16 protein-coding genes are annotated in these 17,336 nt (G+C 66.3%); 6 read left to right on the forward strand and 10 right to left on the reverse strand.

What is annotated here, in order from left to right; all coding sequences use genetic code 11:
- Positions 1 to 9: 9 nt before the first annotated feature.
- From AC3WTE_RS05115 to AC3WTE_RS05125, 3 genes are all read right to left on the reverse strand, one after another.
- The gene (locus tag AC3WTE_RS05115) at positions 10 to 225 is read right to left on the reverse strand and encodes a hypothetical protein (protein WP_492436136.1); all 216 of its coding nucleotides are present in this window, start codon (positions 223 to 225) and stop codon (positions 10 to 12) included.
- Positions 226 to 551: 326 nt separating this feature from the next.
- Positions 552 to 2,042: an LCP family protein gene (locus AC3WTE_RS05120; RefSeq protein ID WP_492436306.1), complete on the reverse strand. Its 1,491-nt coding sequence runs from the start codon at positions 2,040 to 2,042 to the stop codon at positions 552 to 554.
- A 343-nt stretch (positions 2,043 to 2,385) separates the two neighbouring features.
- Positions 2,386 to 2,811, reverse strand: a complete 426-nt coding sequence (locus AC3WTE_RS05125; protein WP_492436138.1) for a lipoprotein LpqV — start codon at positions 2,809 to 2,811, stop codon at positions 2,386 to 2,388.
- Between the two features lie 186 nt (positions 2,812 to 2,997).
- Between AC3WTE_RS05125 and AC3WTE_RS05130 the strand changes: the two genes are divergently transcribed.
- Together AC3WTE_RS05130 and AC3WTE_RS05135 are read left to right on the forward strand one after the other, a co-directional pair.
- On the forward strand, positions 2,998 to 3,543 hold the full coding sequence (locus AC3WTE_RS05130) for a cysteine dioxygenase (RefSeq protein ID WP_492436139.1): 546 nt from the start codon (positions 2,998 to 3,000) through the stop codon (positions 3,541 to 3,543).
- 63 nt (positions 3,544 to 3,606) lie between these two features.
- A complete protein-coding gene (locus AC3WTE_RS05135; RefSeq protein ID WP_492436308.1) occupies positions 3,607 to 4,020 on the forward strand; it encodes a rhodanese-like domain-containing protein in 414 nt (137 codons plus the stop codon).
- Here AC3WTE_RS05135 and AC3WTE_RS05140 read toward each other — a convergent pair.
- From AC3WTE_RS05140 to AC3WTE_RS05150, 3 genes are read right to left on the reverse strand one after another with little or no spacing between them, the layout of a single operon-like run.
- Entirely contained in the window at positions 3,997 to 5,748 is a 1,752-nt protein-coding gene (locus AC3WTE_RS05140) for an alpha/beta hydrolase (protein ID WP_492436141.1), read from the reverse strand. The two genes, AC3WTE_RS05135 and AC3WTE_RS05140, sit on opposite strands and share 24 nt — an antisense overlap.
- A 9-nt stretch (positions 5,749 to 5,757) precedes the next feature.
- Positions 5,758 to 6,531, reverse strand: coding sequence for an enoyl-CoA hydratase (locus tag AC3WTE_RS05145; protein ID WP_492436143.1), 774 nt, complete (start codon positions 6,529 to 6,531; stop codon positions 5,758 to 5,760).
- An 8-nt stretch (positions 6,532 to 6,539) separates the two neighbouring features.
- Positions 6,540 to 7,574 carry an enoyl-CoA hydratase/isomerase family protein gene (locus AC3WTE_RS05150; RefSeq protein WP_492436145.1) on the reverse strand — a complete coding sequence of 345 codons (1,035 nt, stop codon included), beginning with the start codon at positions 7,572 to 7,574 and terminating at the stop codon, positions 6,540 to 6,542.
- A gap of 162 nt (positions 7,575 to 7,736) precedes the next feature.
- Between AC3WTE_RS05150 and AC3WTE_RS05155 the strand changes: the two genes are divergently transcribed.
- Positions 7,737 to 8,585 (forward strand): Bax inhibitor-1/YccA family protein, encoded by an 849-nt coding sequence (locus AC3WTE_RS05155; RefSeq protein ID WP_459368507.1) that lies wholly within the window; start codon positions 7,737 to 7,739, stop codon positions 8,583 to 8,585.
- 57 nt (positions 8,586 to 8,642) lie between these two features.
- Here the strand turns inward: AC3WTE_RS05155 and purT are convergent, their stop codons facing one another.
- Positions 8,643 to 9,842 (reverse strand): formate-dependent phosphoribosylglycinamide formyltransferase, encoded by a 1,200-nt coding sequence (purT, locus tag AC3WTE_RS05160; protein ID WP_492436147.1) that lies wholly within the window; start codon positions 9,840 to 9,842, stop codon positions 8,643 to 8,645.
- Between the two features lie 273 nt (positions 9,843 to 10,115).
- On the opposite strand from purT, the gene AC3WTE_RS05165 reads away from it, so the two are divergent.
- The gene (locus AC3WTE_RS05165; protein WP_492436148.1) at positions 10,116 to 11,009 is read left to right on the forward strand and encodes an endonuclease domain-containing protein; all 894 of its coding nucleotides are present in this window, start codon (positions 10,116 to 10,118) and stop codon (positions 11,007 to 11,009) included.
- 132 nt (positions 11,010 to 11,141) lie between these two features.
- On the opposite strand, the gene AC3WTE_RS05170 is transcribed toward AC3WTE_RS05165, so the two are convergent.
- Both AC3WTE_RS05170 and AC3WTE_RS05175 read right to left on the reverse strand, forming a co-directional pair.
- Positions 11,142 to 12,359 (reverse strand): acetyl-CoA C-acetyltransferase, encoded by a 1,218-nt coding sequence (locus tag AC3WTE_RS05170; RefSeq protein ID WP_492436149.1) that lies wholly within the window; start codon positions 12,357 to 12,359, stop codon positions 11,142 to 11,144.
- A gap of 40 nt (positions 12,360 to 12,399) precedes the next feature.
- The gene (locus tag AC3WTE_RS05175) at positions 12,400 to 13,368 is read right to left on the reverse strand and encodes an SGNH/GDSL hydrolase family protein (RefSeq protein WP_492436150.1); all 969 of its coding nucleotides are present in this window, start codon (positions 13,366 to 13,368) and stop codon (positions 12,400 to 12,402) included.
- Positions 13,369 to 13,574: 206 nt separating this feature from the next.
- On the opposite strand from AC3WTE_RS05175, the gene AC3WTE_RS05180 reads away from it, so the two are divergent.
- Together AC3WTE_RS05180 and AC3WTE_RS05185 are read left to right on the forward strand one after the other, a co-directional pair.
- Positions 13,575 to 14,627 (forward strand): alpha/beta hydrolase, encoded by a 1,053-nt coding sequence (locus AC3WTE_RS05180; protein ID WP_492436151.1) that lies wholly within the window; start codon positions 13,575 to 13,577, stop codon positions 14,625 to 14,627.
- Between the two features lie 42 nt (positions 14,628 to 14,669).
- Positions 14,670 to 16,064 (forward strand): cystathionine beta-synthase, encoded by a 1,395-nt coding sequence (locus tag AC3WTE_RS05185; protein ID WP_492436152.1) that lies wholly within the window; start codon positions 14,670 to 14,672, stop codon positions 16,062 to 16,064.
- Positions 16,065 to 16,083: 19 nt separating this feature from the next.
- Here the strand turns inward: AC3WTE_RS05185 and AC3WTE_RS05190 are convergent, their stop codons facing one another.
- Entirely contained in the window at positions 16,084 to 17,151 is a 1,068-nt protein-coding gene (locus AC3WTE_RS05190; protein WP_492436154.1) for an EspA/EspE family type VII secretion system effector, read from the reverse strand.
- Positions 17,152 to 17,336: the final 185 nt, after the last annotated feature.

The following is a 17,336-nucleotide window of genomic DNA, read 5'->3' on the forward strand; positions in this document are numbered from 1 at the left end:
GAGATGGCGTCAGCAGCGGATGCGAGAGAAGAACGCCGCCGAGATGAGGCCGATGATCAGGGCCACCTGCGGCTGTCCGCTGCTCATGGCGAAGAGGATGCCGCTGACGGCGGCGACCGCGATGAGCAGCAGGAGGATGCCCATGAAGAGCACCCGGCGCCCGTTGACCGCGCCACTGTGGGCCCGAGCGACCGGTACGTGCTGAGGAGCAACCATTGAGCTCATCCCTTCGACAATGAGTGAGACAACCCATAGTGTGCACCATTATGTGAGGCAAAGCACAATTACTGGCCAGTAGTTGGGAAATTGGTCGCATTCGTTAGCTGACCTCATCGCTTTTGCGACGTTTTGCCTGGTCGACGAACATATTTGTTAGTTGTGCTTTGTGTTCTGAAAATGGCGGTGGTGCCCGATTTCGTGGCTCTGCAGCGCCTCAAATTAATTCGTTGGACTAATCAAACTAATAGCGCCGCGGCGTTCTTGCGGTGCCCAATTTGATTAGCAGATATAAGCGCTTTGGGTGAGCGCCGACCGTACTGCGTTGAAGCGCGTCAGTTGACGCAGGGGATCCCGCCGTTGGCCCGCACCGGCGGGCCGGACTCCGGCGTCGGCAGCGTCGTGTCGTAGTTGGACGACTTGGCCGCGGCCATGGACACGCTGTCCAGGGTGTCGGGCACCTGGTAGCCCGGACCCAGCGTGATGTGGATGCGGCCGGCAGGAACCGCTGGGTCGGGCCGGACTGCGTCGATGCCCAGCAGCTCTGCCAGGCGCTTGGCCTCGGCGTCCGCGCCGGCGCCGAAGTCGACGGCGGTCGAACTCAGGTCGCCGTCCTGCGAGCTTCGGGTCTGGCCCATGTTGTAGTCGAGATCGGCCAGGATCTGCGACATCTGCCGGCCGAGGCCCGTGACGTCGGAACCGTTGATGACGTCGATGACTGCCGTCTTGGATGGCTTGGTCGTGGTGCCCGTGTTGCCTGTCGTGTCTGCGGCCTTGTCCAGCGTGGACGGCTCGGTGGACGTGCTGCGCGTCGAGGTGGTCGTCGCTCCCGGCGGCGGCTTGAGGCCGAAGGCCTTGGCGACCTCGGTCTTGACGGCCATGGGGTCGACGATGTTCACGTCCTGGCCGTCGATGGTGTCGTACCGGACCACCGGCAGGGTCCGGTATTGGACGTTGGCGCCGCCGGCGATTTCGCCCATGCGCTTGAACTGTTCCTGGCCCCATCCGGCCGAGAGCACGACGTCCTTCTGCGCGACGCCGATCAGTTGGTTCAGCTTGTCGAGATCGCTGAACGACCCGTCCTGCTGGAGCTGGTGCATCACCGAGATCAGGAACGCTTGCTGGCGGTGGGTGCGGTCCAGGTCGCCGTTGTCCAAGCCATGGCGCTGCCGCACGAACGCGACGGCCTGCGAGGCGTCGAGCGTCTGCCGGCCGGCCGGGAAATCGGCGCCTGAGTAGTCGTCGTACACGGGGTGGTTCAGGCAGATCTCGATGCCGCCGAGGCTCTCGGCGATGTCGTAGAAGCCCGCGAGGTTCACCTCGGCGAAGTAGTCGATGGGCGCACCGGTCAGGTTGCGGACCGCGGCCAGCGTCGCGGCGCGTCCGGCCTCGCGGCTCTTGCGCTCCAGCTCGGCCTGGTCGGTGACGCCCTTGTCCATGAGGTGCTGCATGGCGTTGGCCTTGGTCAGGCCGTACGCCTCTTTGATCTTGATGTGGTCGTACCCGGGGATGCCCGTCACCCGCACGTAGTCGTCACGCGGGATGGAGAACGCGACGACATGGTTGTCGGCGGAGATGTGCGCCAGGATGAGCGTGTTGGTGTTGTAGCCGCCGTTGTCCGAATCGCCGGCGTGCAACTTGTCCAGCAGCGCCTGCGGCAGGTCGTTGCCCTGCTGGTCTTTGCGGGAGTCCAGGCCGATCAGCAGGATGTTCATCGCGCCGCCGGTGGACTTGGGCGCGTCCGCCCCGAGGGCGTCGCTGACGGTGATGCCGTGCAACGCGCCGCGCACCGTCCACCAGCCCAGACCCGTCGCAGCCACGGCCATCGCGGTGACCAGCGCAAGCGCCACGCGGCCGACGGTATCCCAGCCCACCCGCGTGCTGAGCAGGCTTTGCAGCCGGCTCCGGCGGTGCCGGGCTGGAAGACGGTGGCGGGCGGAGTCGCTGCGCTCGAGCTCGGAGGTGCTCAGGTGCGACCCCGAGGGGATGCGGTCATGGCGTTCATCTCGGCGGGCCTCGCGGGTACGTGGGGACTGCCGGTCGGATCCGGGCGGTCGGTAGTTTGCTATCACCGCGGCCCGCGTGGATGCGTCAGTGTGATCGGACGGCAGCAGCACCGATTTTAGGGCACCGCCGCAGACTCAGCGAATCCCCAGCGAAGGCCGGTGATCAGCCGCATTCGCCCCTGGATGCGCTGGTCGCGGCCATGATCACGCCGGCCTGTTGGGCTGCCGTGAGCTCGGTCCACGGAGTGTTGAAGTTACCGGGATCACGTGTTTGCGGCCGTTGCAAGATGCTCAGATAGGGCTCGACGAGCGTCGCCGGATCAGCGTGCTGAGCGTCCATCCACAGTTTTGCGGCATGGCAGGCCTGGCCGAACTCGGACTCGGTCGCCGCCGAAGGGACGTCGACGGCAGTCGTCACACCGCCCGGAGAGACGGCGACGCCGCCCGGTGCCGGGCGTTCCTGCGTCTGCGTGGGCACCTCGGCGGCCGGCGTGTGGGCGGTTCCCGCCTGCTTGCCCTGACCGCAGCCGGTGAGCACGGTCAAGGCAGTGGCGGTGAGCAGCGCGGCCCGGGTGACGTTGGTCTGCATGATTGCCAATCTAGATCCGATTGAATTCAGGATCACCCTGACGCTAACCCTTCCCCGCAGGCCGTAAGCCCGCCACCATGGGGAACATGGCAGTGCAGAACGTGCAGAACACGCAGTGTTGTCGGGCTTGAGCCCGGCCTTGTGAGGGCTTAGCCCACCGTTCGTTTTCTGCATTGGAGTTCCGTCATGTCCGTCCTGACAGATTTTTCTGTTTCTCGTCCCAATTCCCTGGCGCCGACCCGATTGCGTCTGGCCGACTTGCTGCACGCCACCGACCGGTGCGCAGACGACGTCTTGAGTGGCCGCTACGACCGGCTGTTGCCCGCCGACGGCCTGCCGCTCGAAGAACGCTGGTACCGCCGGTTGTACGGCGACGATGAACTGGACCTCTGGCTGATCAGCTGGGTTCCCGAGCGCAGCACCGAGCTGCACGACCACGGCGGATCGCTGGGCGCCCTGACCGTGGTGTCCGGCGCCCTGGAGGAAACCCGCTGGGACGGCCGCCGGCTGCGCCAGCGCACCTTGGCGGCAGGTGACCAGGCGGCGTTCCCGTTGGGATGGGTCCACGACGTGGTGCGGGCAGGCGGTGAGCAGCCGACGGCGTCGCATCCCACCTTGAGCGTGCACGCCTACTCGCCGCCGCTGACCGCCATGTCGTACTACGACGTCACCGACAGCCAGAAGCTGCGTCGCGTCTACACCGAACTCACCGACAAGCCCGAGGGGGACTGAATGGCCAGGGCGAGCGAAGCGACGGGAAACGTAGCCAGGGCGAGCGAAGCGACGGGAAATGGGCTGAGCAAAGTCGACAAGATGTTGCACGCGGCCCGGGAGCGGCTGGTTCGGCTGCCCGCCGCCGAAATCCCGGCAGCGCTGAATCGCGGCGCCGTGCTCGTGGACATCAGGCCCGCCGCGCAGCGCGCCGTCGAGGGCGAGTTTCCCGGCGCACTGGTGGTGGAACGCAACGTCCTGGAATGGCGCTGCGACCCGACCAGTGACGCCCGCCTGCCGCAGGCGACCGGCGACGACGTCGAGTGGGTGGTGCTGTGCTCGCAGGGCTACACCTCGAGCCTGGCCGCCGCGGCACTGCAGGATCTGGGGCTGTACCGGGCCACCGACGTCATCGGTGGTTACCGGGCGCTGGTGGCCGAAGGCCTGCTGGGCGGGACGGCGGCCTCGGTGCTGCTACGTGCCGGCGCTTGGGTGTAGCAGGGGACGCAACCGCTCCGTCTTCTCGGGAGTCCATCTCGGAGGCTGCAGTACGGCGGCCCACGCGTTCGCGACGTCACGGACGTACACGTGGCCGTGCCCGTCCGGCACGTCGACCGAGACGGCCATGTCGGCCGACACCTGCAGGAACGTCACGACGGGAATCCACTCCATCCGCGGGGAGACGTCGCGGCCGCGCGGCTCGTCCAGCCAGTCCGGCCGGGCGAACAGCAGATCGGGGTTCCACCAGGCGATGGGGTCGGACGCGTGCTGTAGGTAGACCACCCGCGGGTGATCCCACGGAGCATCGGCCGGACGGTTCAAATCCTCAGGGCGCGACGCGAATCGGGCGTTGCGGCCGTGGTCGTAGATCGGCAGCTTCTCCGGGGATCCGGCGTCGCGGTAGCGCGTCAGCTGGGTCCAGATGGGGTTGTTGAAGGTCGGCCCCGAGAACAACGCGCCGTTCGTGCGTGCCACCAGATTGTTGAGCGCCTGGAACGGAGCCTCCGCGCCGAACGAACCCAGACTCTCGCCGAACACCACCAGCTTCGGCCGCTTGGCCTCGGGCATCTGCCGCACCAGCGCGTCGACCTCTTCGAAGAGATCCTGGCCGGCCTCCTGCGCGTTCGCTTTGTCGACGAGAAACGAAATCCAGCTGGGCAGGAACGAATACTGCATCGACACGATCGCGGTGTTGCCGTTGTACATGTACTCCAGCGATGCGGCCTCGGCTTCGTTGATCCAGCCGGTGCCCGTGGTGGTGGCGACGGCGACGACGGCGCGCTCGAGTCCACCGGTGCGCTTGAGTTCCTGGGCGGCCAGCTTGGCCGTCGCCCTGATGCTGTCCGCGGAGTGCAGGCCGGCGTAGGCGCGGATGGGCTCGATTGCCCTGCTGCCGTTGAACTTCGACAGTTCCTCGACGCTCGGTCCGTTGCCTACGAAGATGCGGCCCTGCCGGCCCAGCGACGACCAGGTGGTCAGAGAGCCCGGCCCACCCGAGCGCAATGGTGTTGTCGGAGGCAGGTTGTCGGGGGCGTCCTCGTCGTTGGCCGAGGCGAAGGTCTGGTTGATATGGGACATCGCATATCTGCCGCCGACGCCGTTGAACACTTCCACGACCACCACGATGATCAGCAGCACCGCCACCACGCCGGACACCCGCGGTGGGGCGATGCGCTCCAGCTGACGTACCAGGAACCGCACCAATTTGCGGATCAGCTGGCCGATTTCGACGAAGCCGAACAGGAAGAGAATCGAATAGGCCGCGGTGAGTGGGTGATCCCAGAACGTCATCCGGGACACGCCCATCATGTCGCGGACCTCGTCCTGCCAGACGTGGAACCAGATGATCGCGAGCACCTGGCCGATGGCACCGATCCCGATCAGGATCAGCCAGGCCCAGCGGGGCGCCTTGCGGCTGCTGTCCTTTGATCGCATGTAGCGCACCAGCCAGACGCTGAACACCCCGAGGCCGTAGCCGCACGCGCCGGCGGCACCGCTGACGATGCCCTGGAACAGCGGGCCGCGCGGCAACAGCGACGGGGTCATCGACAGCCAGACGAAGGCCAGACCCACCGCGGTCCCGAAGAACGTGTAGTGGCGCACCCACCAATCTGATGGCGGCTCTTCCAGTTTCGCTACGAGCGACTCTTCACTCGACGGCTCGGCGACCGCGACAGCGGTGCCGTCGTCGTCGGCAGGATCGGCGTCGTGAACGGTGTCAGCCACCGCTCGACTTTACCGATGCGTGAAGTTCGGCGCGCGCTTCTCCGTGAAGGCCGCCATGCCCTCGGTCTGGTCGTCGGTGGCGAAGGCCGAGTGGAACAGCCGGCGCTCGTACAGCAGACCTTCGGCGAGCGTGCTCTCGAAGGCGCGGTTGACGGCCTCCTTGGCCATGCGCGACGCCGAAAGAGACATGCCGGCAATTGTTTTGGCGACCGCGTTGGCCTCTTCGAGCAGCTTGTCGACCGGGACGACGCGCGACACCAGGCCGCAACGCTCGGCTTCCTCGGCGTCCATGTTGCGGCCGGTGAGGATCAGGTCCATCGCCTTGGCCTTGCCGACGGCGCGCGTCAGGCGCTGGCTGCCACCCATCCCGGGCAGCACGCCCAGCTTGATCTCGGGCTGGCCGAATTTGGCGGTGTCGGCAGCGATCAGCAGGTCGCACATCATGGCCAGTTCACAACCGCCACCGAGCGCGTAGCCGGCGACGGCCGCGATGGTGGGGGTGCGGGTCGCGGCGAACTTGTTCCACAGTGCGAAGAAGTCCTGTGAGAACACGTCGGCGAACGTCAGGCTCGCCATCTCCTTGATGTCGGCGCCCGCGGCGAAGGCCTTCTCGCTACCGGTGACGATGATGGCGCCGATACCCGGGTCGGCATCGAGTTCGGCTGCGGCCGTGGTGACTTCGGTCATCACCTGGCTATTGAGTGCGTTGAGCGCCTTGGGCCGGTTCAGGGTGATGGTGGCGACCCGGTCGTCGCGGGTGACCAGGATGGTTTCAAAAGTCATGAGGGCTCCTAGAAAGTCAGGTCGGGGTCGGCGGAGACGAAGTAGGCGTCGACGTCGGCGGCGGTGCAGTCCGACAGGCTAGCGGGCGACCACTGCGGGTTGCGGTCCTTGTCGACGAGCTGGGCACGGATGCCCTCCACGAAGTCATGGGACTTGTGCGACGCCATCGAGACTCGGAACTCCTGGACGAGGGCGTCTTCGAGGGTCGGTAGTTTCGCGGCGCGGCGCACGGCCTCCAGTGTGACAGTCAGCGCGATGGGCGACCGGGTGGCGATCAGGTCGGCCGCGGCGTTGGCTTCGGCGGCCGCATGGCCGCGCAGGTTCGCCAAGATCGCCTCGACGGTGTCGGCGGCATAGCACTCGTCGATCCAATGGCGTTGCGCCAGCAGCTCACTGGCGGGTGGCTCGACGGCGTACTTGGCCAGTGCCGCGTCCGGACCGGAGTTGATGACCAGGTCGCGGAAGGCGGCGAGGTCGGCCTGCGGGACGAAATGGTCGGCGAATCCCAGCGCGATGGCGTCCGCGCCGGAGAACGGCGCACCGGTGAGCGCGGCGTGCAGACCGGTCAGTCCAGGCGCCCGCGACAGCAGGTAGGTGCCGCCGACGTCGGGGATGAAGCCGATGCCGACCTCGGGCATGCCGAGCTTGGTCTTCTCGGTGACGACGCGGATGTTGCCGTGGGCGCCGACGCCGACGCCGCCGCCCATCACGATGCCGTCCATCAGCGAGACGTACGGCTTGGGGTAACGGCCGATGTGTGCGTTGAGCAGGTATTCGTCGTGCCAGAAGGTCCTGGCGTTGTCGTCTCCGGCCTTGGCGCTGTGATAGAGCGCGATGACGTCACCGCCTGCACACAGGCCGCGCTCGCCGGCGCCGGTCAGCAGGACCGCGCGCACGCTGTCGTCGTGCTCCCAGGCGTTGAGTGCGTCGGCGAGGCCCGTGACCATCACATGATTGAGCGAATTGATGGCCTTCGGCCGGTTCAGCGTGACGACGCCGACGCCGTTCTCGACATTTACTAGGATATCCTCGTTTTCCGCCACGGTAAGCAATCTAGATCGTTGCGCACTGGCCACGCCGACCAGGTACCGTTTCACAGTAAGTTCCCAGTTTCTCCGTCTCGCCGGGAACCAACACCCGAAGCCGTACGTTGTGTGGGTGTTCGTCAGCAGACGGACCACAGCTTCAGGAGAGGAACCCAGACGGTGCGCGAGAGCAGCAACCCGATATTTCGTTCCCTGCCCAAGTCGCAGGGCGGTTACGCGCAATTCGGTAGTGGCGCCGCCGCATACGGTGCCCAGCAGACCATGGCCCAGCCATACACCCAGTACCCACCTCAGCAGGCCGGCTTCGCCCGCCCGCTGACCATCGACGACGTCGTCACCAAGACCGGCATCACGCTGGCGGTGCTGTCGGTCAGCGCGGTCGTTTCGTACTTCGTGATCATGTCCAACCTGGCGCTGGCCGGGCCGCTGGCCATGATCGGCGCCCTCGGCGGCCTGGTGATGGTGCTCATCGCCACGTTCGGCCGCAAGCAGGACAACCCGGCCATCGTCCTCACCTACGCGGTGCTCGAGGGCATGTTCCTCGGTGCCTTCTCGTTCGTGATGGCCAACTTCGCGGTGTCCGGCGCCAACGCCGGCGCCCTGATCGGCCAGGCCATCCTCGGCACCTTCGGTGTGTTCTTCGGCATGCTCGTCGTCTACAAGACCGGCGCCATCCGTGTCACCCCGAAGTTCACCCGGATGCTCGTCGCCGGCATGTTCGGTGTCCTTGCCCTGATGCTCGGCAACCTGGTGCTAGGCATGTTCGGTGTGGGCGGCGGCGCCGGCATGGGCCTGCGCAGTGGTGGCACCATCGCGATCATCTTCTCGCTGGTCTGCATCGCGCTGGCGGCATTCAGCTTCCTGGTCGACTTCGACGCCGCGGATCAGATGATCCGTGCCGGTGCGCCGGAGAAGGCAGCGTGGGGCGTCGCCCTCGGCCTGACCGTCACCCTGGTCTGGCTGTACGTCGAAATCCTGCGACTGCTGAGTTATTTCAACAACGACTAGCTCTGTTCCGAGAGAAGGGGCGTCCGCTGCGGCGGGCGCCCCTTCTTCGCGTCGTGATCAGACCGCGCGGGGCGTGACCCGGCTCGCGGCCTCGGCGGCGTTGCGGCGTGCGGTGCCGACATCCTCGGCCCGGGCCAGGGCCACACCCATCCGGCGGGTCCGGAAGCTCTCCGGCTTGCCGAACAGGCGAAGGTCGGTGCCCGGCACCTGGAGGGCGTCATCGACGCCGTCGAAGACGATGCCCTCGGCCTCGACGCCACCGTAGATCACCGCGCTGGCCCCCGGGCTCTTCAGCGAGGTGTCCACGGGCAGGCCGAGGATGGCGCGGGCGTGCAGCTCGAACTCGTTCTGCCACTGGGTGATCATCGTGGTCATCCCGGTGTCGTGCGGCCGTGGGCTGACTTCGCTGAACCACACCTGGTCGCCCTTGACGAACAATTCGACACCGAAAACGCCCTGCCCGCCGAGGTTGTCGGTGACCTTGTGCGCGATCTGCTGGGCATTGGCCAGGGCTGCGGCCGACATCGGGTGCGGCTGCCAGCTCTCCACGTAGTCGCCGGCGACCTGGCGGTGCCCGATGGGTTCGCAGAACTTCGTAACGATGGCGCCGTCAGCGCCTCGGGCGCGGACCGTCAACAGCGTGATCTCATAGTCGAAGTCGACGAAGCCCTCGACGATGATCCGGGTATTGGTGACGCGTGCCCCGCCCATCGCGTACTCCCAGGCCTTCGCGACGTCGTCCGGTCCGTCGAGTTTGCTTTGGCCCTTGCCCGAGCTGCTCATGACGGGTTTGACCACGCAGGGGTAGCCGATGGCACCAATGGCGTCCTGCAGCTCCTCCAGCGAATCGCAGAACTTGTAGGGGCTGGTCGGCACCCCGAGCTCCTCAGCAGCCAGTCGGCGGATGCCCTCGCGGTCCATGGTCAGGCGGGCGGCCCGGGCAGTCGGGATCACCCGCACCACACCGGCATCCTCGAGTTCCTGCAGCGCCGGCGTCGCGATGGCCTCGATCTCGGGCACCACCAGGTCCGGTTTCTCGGCCTCGATCAGTGCCTTGAGCTGGTCGGGATCGGTCATCGAGATGGTCCGGGCGTGGTGGGCCACCTGGTGTCCCGGTGCGTTCGGGTAGCGGTCGACGGCGATGGTCTCGACGCCCAGGCGCTGCAACGCGATCAGTACTTCGCGACCGAGTTCGCCGGAGCCGAGCAGCATGACCTTGGTCGCGCTGGGTGACAGAGGGGTTCCGATGGTGATCATTGGGCGGAAAGTCTATGGGGCGGCCGCCGCCTGCGGTTGATCCTGTACTGATGGCGCGCGGTACTCGCACTCTTGCGCCGCAGATTCAGGGTGAACGTCCCGATCGCCCGTCGCGGCCTTGACCCTGTACGCATGGCGCGATCTGCCCGCACCGGCGCGCCGCGTATTCAGGCTCAACGTGAGTTGTGCACAGATCGCAGTTGATCCACACACCGCGGCGCTGGCTGTCGTTGTCGTGGTTCTGATGTCGGCCCGTCGCCGGACCGTGTCGGCATGCACATCGAATCCGAGCCGTTCCTCGGCAGCGAGGCTGTCGAGACGGGGGCGCTCACCCGCTACGAGCTTCGTCGCCGCTACCGGGCGATACTGCCGAACGTCTACGTAGACAAGCGGACGGACCCGTCGTTGCGGCAGCGGACAAAGGCCGCATGGTTGTGGTCTGGACGCCGGGCCCTCATTGCAGGGAGTGCTGCAGCCGCGCTGCACGGCGCTCGCTGGGTACCTGACGACGCGCCCATCGAGCTCATCTACGCGAACACCCGTCCGCCGCAAAACGTCGTCGTCCGCGACGACCTGGTCCTCGAGGGCGAGGTTCGTCAGATTGAGGGCATCTCGGTGACCGCGCCCGCCCGTACGGCATTCGACCTCGGGCGCCGGGGCCATCTCAACGACGCCGTTGCACGACTCGACGCTCTCGGTGCGGCGACGAGTTTCACCGCCGACGCCGTTCGCGCGGTGGCGAGCCGGCACCACCACACCCGCGGGCTGCGCCAACTGGAGCGCGCCCTGGATCTCTATGACGCTGGTGCCCAATCCCCGAGAGAAACCTGGTTGAGGCTGTTGCTGATGGACGAAGGTTTTCCGCGGCCGCGGACCCAGATTCCGGTGCCAGGCACTAACGGCAGGCCCAAGTACTACTTGGACATGGGATGGGAGGAATTGATGTTGGCGGTGGAGTACGACGGTGAGCAGCACGCGTCCCAGATCGGCTATGACATCGCGCGAAATGAATACCTCGCCGGCCTTGGGTGGACGATTGTGAAAGTGGCCGCCGGTCATCGTCGTGCAGAGATCAGCGGCTGGATGAATCGTGCGTGGGCGCGGGCGCTGTATCGACGAAATCCTGCAGTATTTCTGCCATTTCGCAGCGCCGGACGCGCAAGTTAGCCCAAGGATTCAGGGTCAACGCCAGAAACTCCCCAGGAACACGTTGACCCTGTACCTGGGGCACAAGTCACTCGAACTTTTGCGCCCTCAGTACAGGGTCAACGCGCGGGGCCCTGAGCGGGCCGAAACGAACTAGCTGAGCCGCTCGATGATCATGGCCATACCCTGGCCGCCACCGACACACATGGTCTCGATGCCGAACTGCTTGTCGTGGGTCTGCAGGTTGTTGATCAGCGTCGCGGTGATGCGGGCGCCGGTCATACCGAACGGGTGGCCGAGGGCGATGGCGCCGCCGGAGACGTTCAGGCGGTCCTCGTCCATGCCCAGGGCACGGGCCGAACCCAGCACCTGCACGGCGAAGGCCTCGTTGATCTCGTACAGGTCGACGTCACCGATGGCCATGTTGGCGCGGCCGAGGGCCTGCTTGACGGCCTCGATCGGGCCCAGGCCCATGATCTCCGGGGACAGACCCGACACACCGGTCGAGACGATGCGAGCCAGCGGGGTCAGGCCCAGGGCCTTGGCCTTCTCGTCGCTCATGATCACCAGGGCGGCGGCGCCGTCGTTCAGCGGGCAGGCGTTACCGGCGGTGATGGTGCCGTTCGGGCGGAACACCGGCTGCAGCTGGCTGATCTTCTCGTAGGTGGTGCCGGCGCGCGGGCCGTCATCCTTGGAGACGACGGTGCCGTCGGGCAGGGTGACCGGGACGATCTCGCGCTCGAAGAAGCCCGAGTTGATGGCTTCCTCGGCCTTGTTCTGCGAACGCACGCCCCAGTGGTCCTGGTCCTCACGGCTGATTCCGGTGTGCAGCACGACGTTCTCGGCGGTCTGGCCCATGGCGATGTAGACGTCGGGCAGCACGCCGTCCTCGCGCGGGTCGTGCCACTCGGTGGCACCCTCGGCCTGCTTGACGGTACGGGCCTGAGCCTCGTCGAACAGCGAGTTCTTGCTGTTCGGGGCGCCGTCGGCGGCGCCGACGCCGAAGCGGGACACGGTCTCGACACCGGCGGAGATGAACACGTCACCCTCGCCGGCCTTGATGGCGTGGAAGGCCATGCGGGTGGTCTGCAGCGACGACGAGCAGTAGCGGTTGACGGTGGTGCCCGGCATGAAGTCGTAGCCGAGCTCGACGGCCACGGCGCGGCCGATGTTGTAGGCGGCCTCACCGCCGGGCTGTCCGCAACCCATCATCAGGTCGGCGACGTCGCGCGGGTCCAGCGCGGGGACCTTGTCCAGGGCCGCGCGCACCATCTGCGCGGCGAGGTCGTCGGGCCGCATGGTGGCCAGCGAGCCCTTGACGGCACGGCCGATGGGGGAGCGGGCGGTAGAGACGATGACGGCTTCGGGCATGACGGGCTCCTAAGGATCCAAAAATTGCTTCCCGGCGAATTTATCCCGTGACGGGAGCGACGATCGGCGCGGGTACACCTGTTGTGCGACGCCACACGCGTGCCATGCCGGCCAGCCGGGCCAGCACGCTCGTCACGTCCGCGGTCCGGGAGACCAGCGCGGATGCCGGCGGCGAGTCAGTTGTCCACTCGCCCAACGCTTCACACAGCGCGGGTAGCAACTGCTGGGCGGCCAGCGAGTACCCGGCGGCCGACGGATGGAACATGTCCGACGAGAAGAGCACCTCGGGCGCCTTGAGGAAATCGGGTGCCAGCAGGTCGGAGAACGGCACCGGCACGCCGCCGTACGAACGCACCTGACCGGCCTGCGCGCGCGCCAGCCGCAGGCCCCGGTTGCGGGCCACGAAGCGCAGGGGCTGCGGGATGGCGGCGATGGCGCCGAAGTCCGGACACGTGCCGACGACGACGACCGCGCCGCTGGCGTGCAGCCGCTGCACCGCGTTGCCGAGCCGGCGGGCCGACTGCCCGATGCCGTTGACGGCGGTGATGTCGTTGGCGCCGATCATGATGACCGCCGCGTCCGGTGGTGGGCCGGCCACGAACATGGCGTCGATCTGGCCGGACAGGCCCTTCGAGGTCGCCCCCACGATTGCCTTGGTGGACAACCGGATTCGTTTGCCCGACTGCTGCGCCAGCCCGCGGGCGACCAGCACGCCGGGCACCTCATCGGCGACGCGGCAGCCGTATCCGGTGGCGGTGGAGTCGCCGAAGATCATCAGATGGAGGTCGAACGGCACCCCGCGGTGCCACTTCTCGACGGGTCCGCCACCGGGGCTGTAGACGCCGTCGGCGCGGGGCGGGACCTCCCACGATTTGGGGATCACCCGGCGCGCCTTGGCCGCCTGGCCGCTCAAGAGGTTCCGTGCCCCGACGTAGAACGAACCCGTCGAGGCAATGGTGGCTGCGGTCGCCAGAGCGATGGTCGTCCGGCGCGGTGCACGTGTGCCCACAGCGTTCAGTTTAGGTGGGTTGCGGCGATTCGCAGGTCGATGAACCGCGGGTGGCGCGGTCACGTGAACATATCGACTGTGACATCAATTCGGCGACTTTGATTGTTGATCTAGATGCCAGTGGGAAGCTAAGTTACGCGGGTTGTCTAAAAATTGGCATAGCTAACGAAGTGCACCGGAACTACAAAGGCGTAGGAGTGGTGGCGATGACCGCACCGAGCAGGGTTGTCAGAACCCATAGTGTTGCTATAAATGCTGCTAAGGGGCGAAAACCACGCCGCTATCCGGTCAGCGACGGCGCACCGGTAGAGATAATCGAGGACGGTCCGAGCTTCGCCGGACGCCTGGTGTCGTTGGCCGCGACACTCGCCATCAAGTCAACTCTGACCATCGGCAGCTACGCTCCGAAGGCACCCTGGCCGTGGGGAATGGTGGACTTCGTCGCCCGCGTCATGCGGCCCGAGCCGGGCACCGTCCGCGCCACCATCGGTTTGCCGAACTGCACGGCGCACCTGGTGCGGGCCAAAGGCGTATTGCCGGCCGACGGCAGGCGCAGCGTCATCCTCTACATGCACGGCGGAGCGTTCCTGACCTGCGGCGTGCACACCCATGGTCGTGTGGTGGGTGCGCTGTCGAAGTACGCCGACGCTCCCGTCTTGGTGGTCGACTACCGGATGATCCCCAAGCATTCGATCGGCGAGGCGCTCGAGGACTGCCACGACGCCTACCGCTGGCTGCGCCTGAAGGGCTACGAGCCGGATCAGATCGTGCTCGCCGGGGATTCGGCGGGCGGCTATCTGTCACTGGCGCTGGCCGAGAAGCTGCAGGAGGAAGACGAGTTGCCGGCCGCCGTGGCGACCATGTCGCCGCTGTTCGAGATCGACAACGACAGCCGGGCCCAGCACCCGAACATGAAGTCCGACGCGATGTTCCCCCCGCATGCCTTCGACGCGCTGGTCGAACTCATCGAGCACGCGGCCAAGCGCCACCTCGTCGACGGCCAGCCCGAAGAGATCTACGAGCCGCTCGACCACATCGAGCCCGGTCTGCCGCGCACCCTGATCCACGTCTCCGGCTCCGAGGTGTTGCTCAACGACGCGCGCAAGGCCGCCCACATGCTTGCCGCCTGCGGTGTGCCGGTCGAGGTGCACGTGTGGCCCGGTCAGATGCACGTGTTCCAGCTCGCGACCCCGCTGGTCAAGGAGGCCGACCGGTCGCTGAAGCAGATCGGCGAGTACATCCGCGAGGCAACCTGGTAATCCCGCATGCGCGACCGGGCTGCGGCCTGACACCATGTACCCATGCGCATCGCCCGGCACGTCAGTGAGCTCATCGGCAATACCCCTCTGGTCCAACTGAACTCAGTTGTCCCAGCGGGTTCCGGGATGGTGGCAGCCAAGATCGAATACCTCAACCCCGGCGGCAGCGCCAAGGACCGCATCGCGGTCAAGATGATCGACGCCGCCGAAGAGGCCGGACTGCTCAAGCCGGGCGGGACCATCGTCGAACCCACCTCCGGTAACACCGGTGTCGGGCTCGCCATCGTCGCGCAGCAGCGTGGTTACAAGTGCATCTTCGTCTGCCCGGACAAGGTCAGCGAGGACAAGCAGAATGTCCTGCGCGCGTACGGCGCCGAGGTCGTCGTCTGCCCGACCGCCGTCGCGCCCGACCACCCGGACAGCTACTACAGCGTCTCCAACCGCCTGGTCGCCGAGATCGACGGCGCGTGGAAGCCCGACCAGTACTCCAACCCGAACGGCCCGGCCAGCCACTACGAGACCACCGGCCCGGAGATCTGGGCCGACACCGACGGCAAGATCACGCATTTCGTGGCCGGCGTCGGCACCGGCGGCACCATCACCGGCACCGGCCGCTACCTCAAAGAGGTCTCGGGTGGCCGGGTGAAGATCGTCGGCGTCGACCCCGAGGGTTCGGTGTACTCCGGCGGCACCGGCCGGCCGTACCTGGTCGAGGGCGTCGGTGAGGACTTCTGGCCGTCGGCCTACGACCCGAGCATCCCCGACGAGATCGTCGCCGTGTCCGACGCCGACTCGTTCGACATGACCCGGCGCCTGGCGCGCGAAGAGGCCCTGCTGGTCGGCGGTTCCTGCGGCATGGCCGCCGTCGCCGCGATCAAGGTGGCCGAGCGCGAGGGTCCGGACGCCGTCGTCGTCGTCCTGCTGCCGGATGGCGGAAGAGGTTATCTGTCAAAGATTTTCAACGACGAGTGGATGTCGTCGTACGGCTTCCTGCGCAGCCGGCTGGACGGCACTCCGGAGGAGCACACCGTCGGCGATGTGCTGCGTGGCAAGTCCGGCGCGCTGCCGGACCTGGTCCATACGCATCCGTCGGAGACGGTGCGTGACGCCATCAGCATCCTGCGCGAGTACGGCGTCTCCCAGATGCCGGTGGTCGGGGCCGAGCCGCCCGTGATGGCCGGTGAGGTCGCGGGCAGCGTGTCCGAACGTGAGCTGCTCTCAGCGGTTTTCGAAGGCCGGGCGAAACTGGCCGACGCGGTGGCGCAGCACATGAGCCCGCCGCTGCCGCTGATCGGTGCCGGCGAGCTGGCGTCCGCGGCGGCCAAGGAACTGCGCGAGGTCGACGCCGTGATGGTCGTCGACGACGGCAAGCCCGTCGGGGTGCTGACCCGCCACGATCTGCTTGGTTTCCTGTCACAGGGCGGCTCGCCTAAATAGCCGCATAACGCCGGTGCAGCTACTCGAGGCGCATCTGGGTTTGCAGTTGCACTTTTTCCTGCGCGTCGGTCCGGTCATACCAATCCGCTGCGGCGCTGAGACTGGTGGCCAACCCATTGGCTCGGTTGGTGATTGCCTCCGATGAATTAACCCGCTCGGTGCATGCTTGCGCGAGAGCTGCAGTTGTCGGCGCGCATGCAGACCCGTGCGTGGCAGATACCTTGCCGGCTGTTTCAGCTGCGACGGCGCCCGCTTGCTTTGACATGGCGGCAGCTACGTGCTGGCTGCCTGAAAGTCGCCGCAGTGCATTCGCGTCGACAGCGAGTTGCGGAGCTTGATTGAACGACGGCGGGCCGGTTATTTCATCAGATTGGCTGTACGAAATCGCGGCGGATTTTACGGACGTGGCGTAGCGGGTCACCGCTGTGGTGAGGCGGTGAAAATCCGCGACGGGCAAGGGCATCGTGCACATTACCGTCTGCACTTGAAAGCCGTACGAGATGATGTCTCCGTGCGGCAGGGCGCCGAGAAGGATTGCGACTGGCACCGCGAGATTCAGTGTCTGCGAGGTGCTCTCGATACTGTCCCGAGTGGCAGCTACATGTAAGGCTTCGCTACCGAGCGCGGCAGCTACTGCGTCGTCTGCCTTCGCCATTGCTTCGGCCCTGTGCTTCTGGACTTCATTTGCATCTGAATAGGCGGTCGATGCCGATCCGGTCCAACTATCCGGCGCTGACGCGGCGCCCATTTGCTCAGCCGTGGCTGCGTACGCTTGTGCGCCGGACTTGAAATCAGCGCCTGAATCCGGAACTCCGGTGCCGCATTGCTGGAGCATGTCCTTAAGTACCGCGAGCGCAGCGGCAATAATCGGTGCATTTCCCGAACCTGAAGCGTTGGGCTTGTCGCTGAGCGCGGCAACTGTGGAAGATGCCACATTGAGTGACGGCACGAGTATGCCTGCGAGGTTAGTGGCTGATCCGAACGGATCGTTCTTAAAGTTGCGTATATTGTCGTAGATCCCGATGGGAATCACGTTTGCGGAGCCGACACTGCGGACGATGTCTGCCACGATCTGTTCGTAATCCACCAGTCGTCCCCAATTCCGTGTCCGCGGTTTACCGGCGCTCGACTCCCATTATCTGCCAGAAAAATCCCGTGCTCGACGCAAGTTGCGTGCTTGCGCACTGCGAAGACGGATCTGACGGGCACGAACGAGGGTCTGAACGCGCAGCATTTTCGGCTCGGACTCAGCAGATTGCCCGGCTGTGACGT

The sequence above is a fragment of the Mycobacterium sp. FW102-FHT13B02 genome (assembly GCF_058790275.1).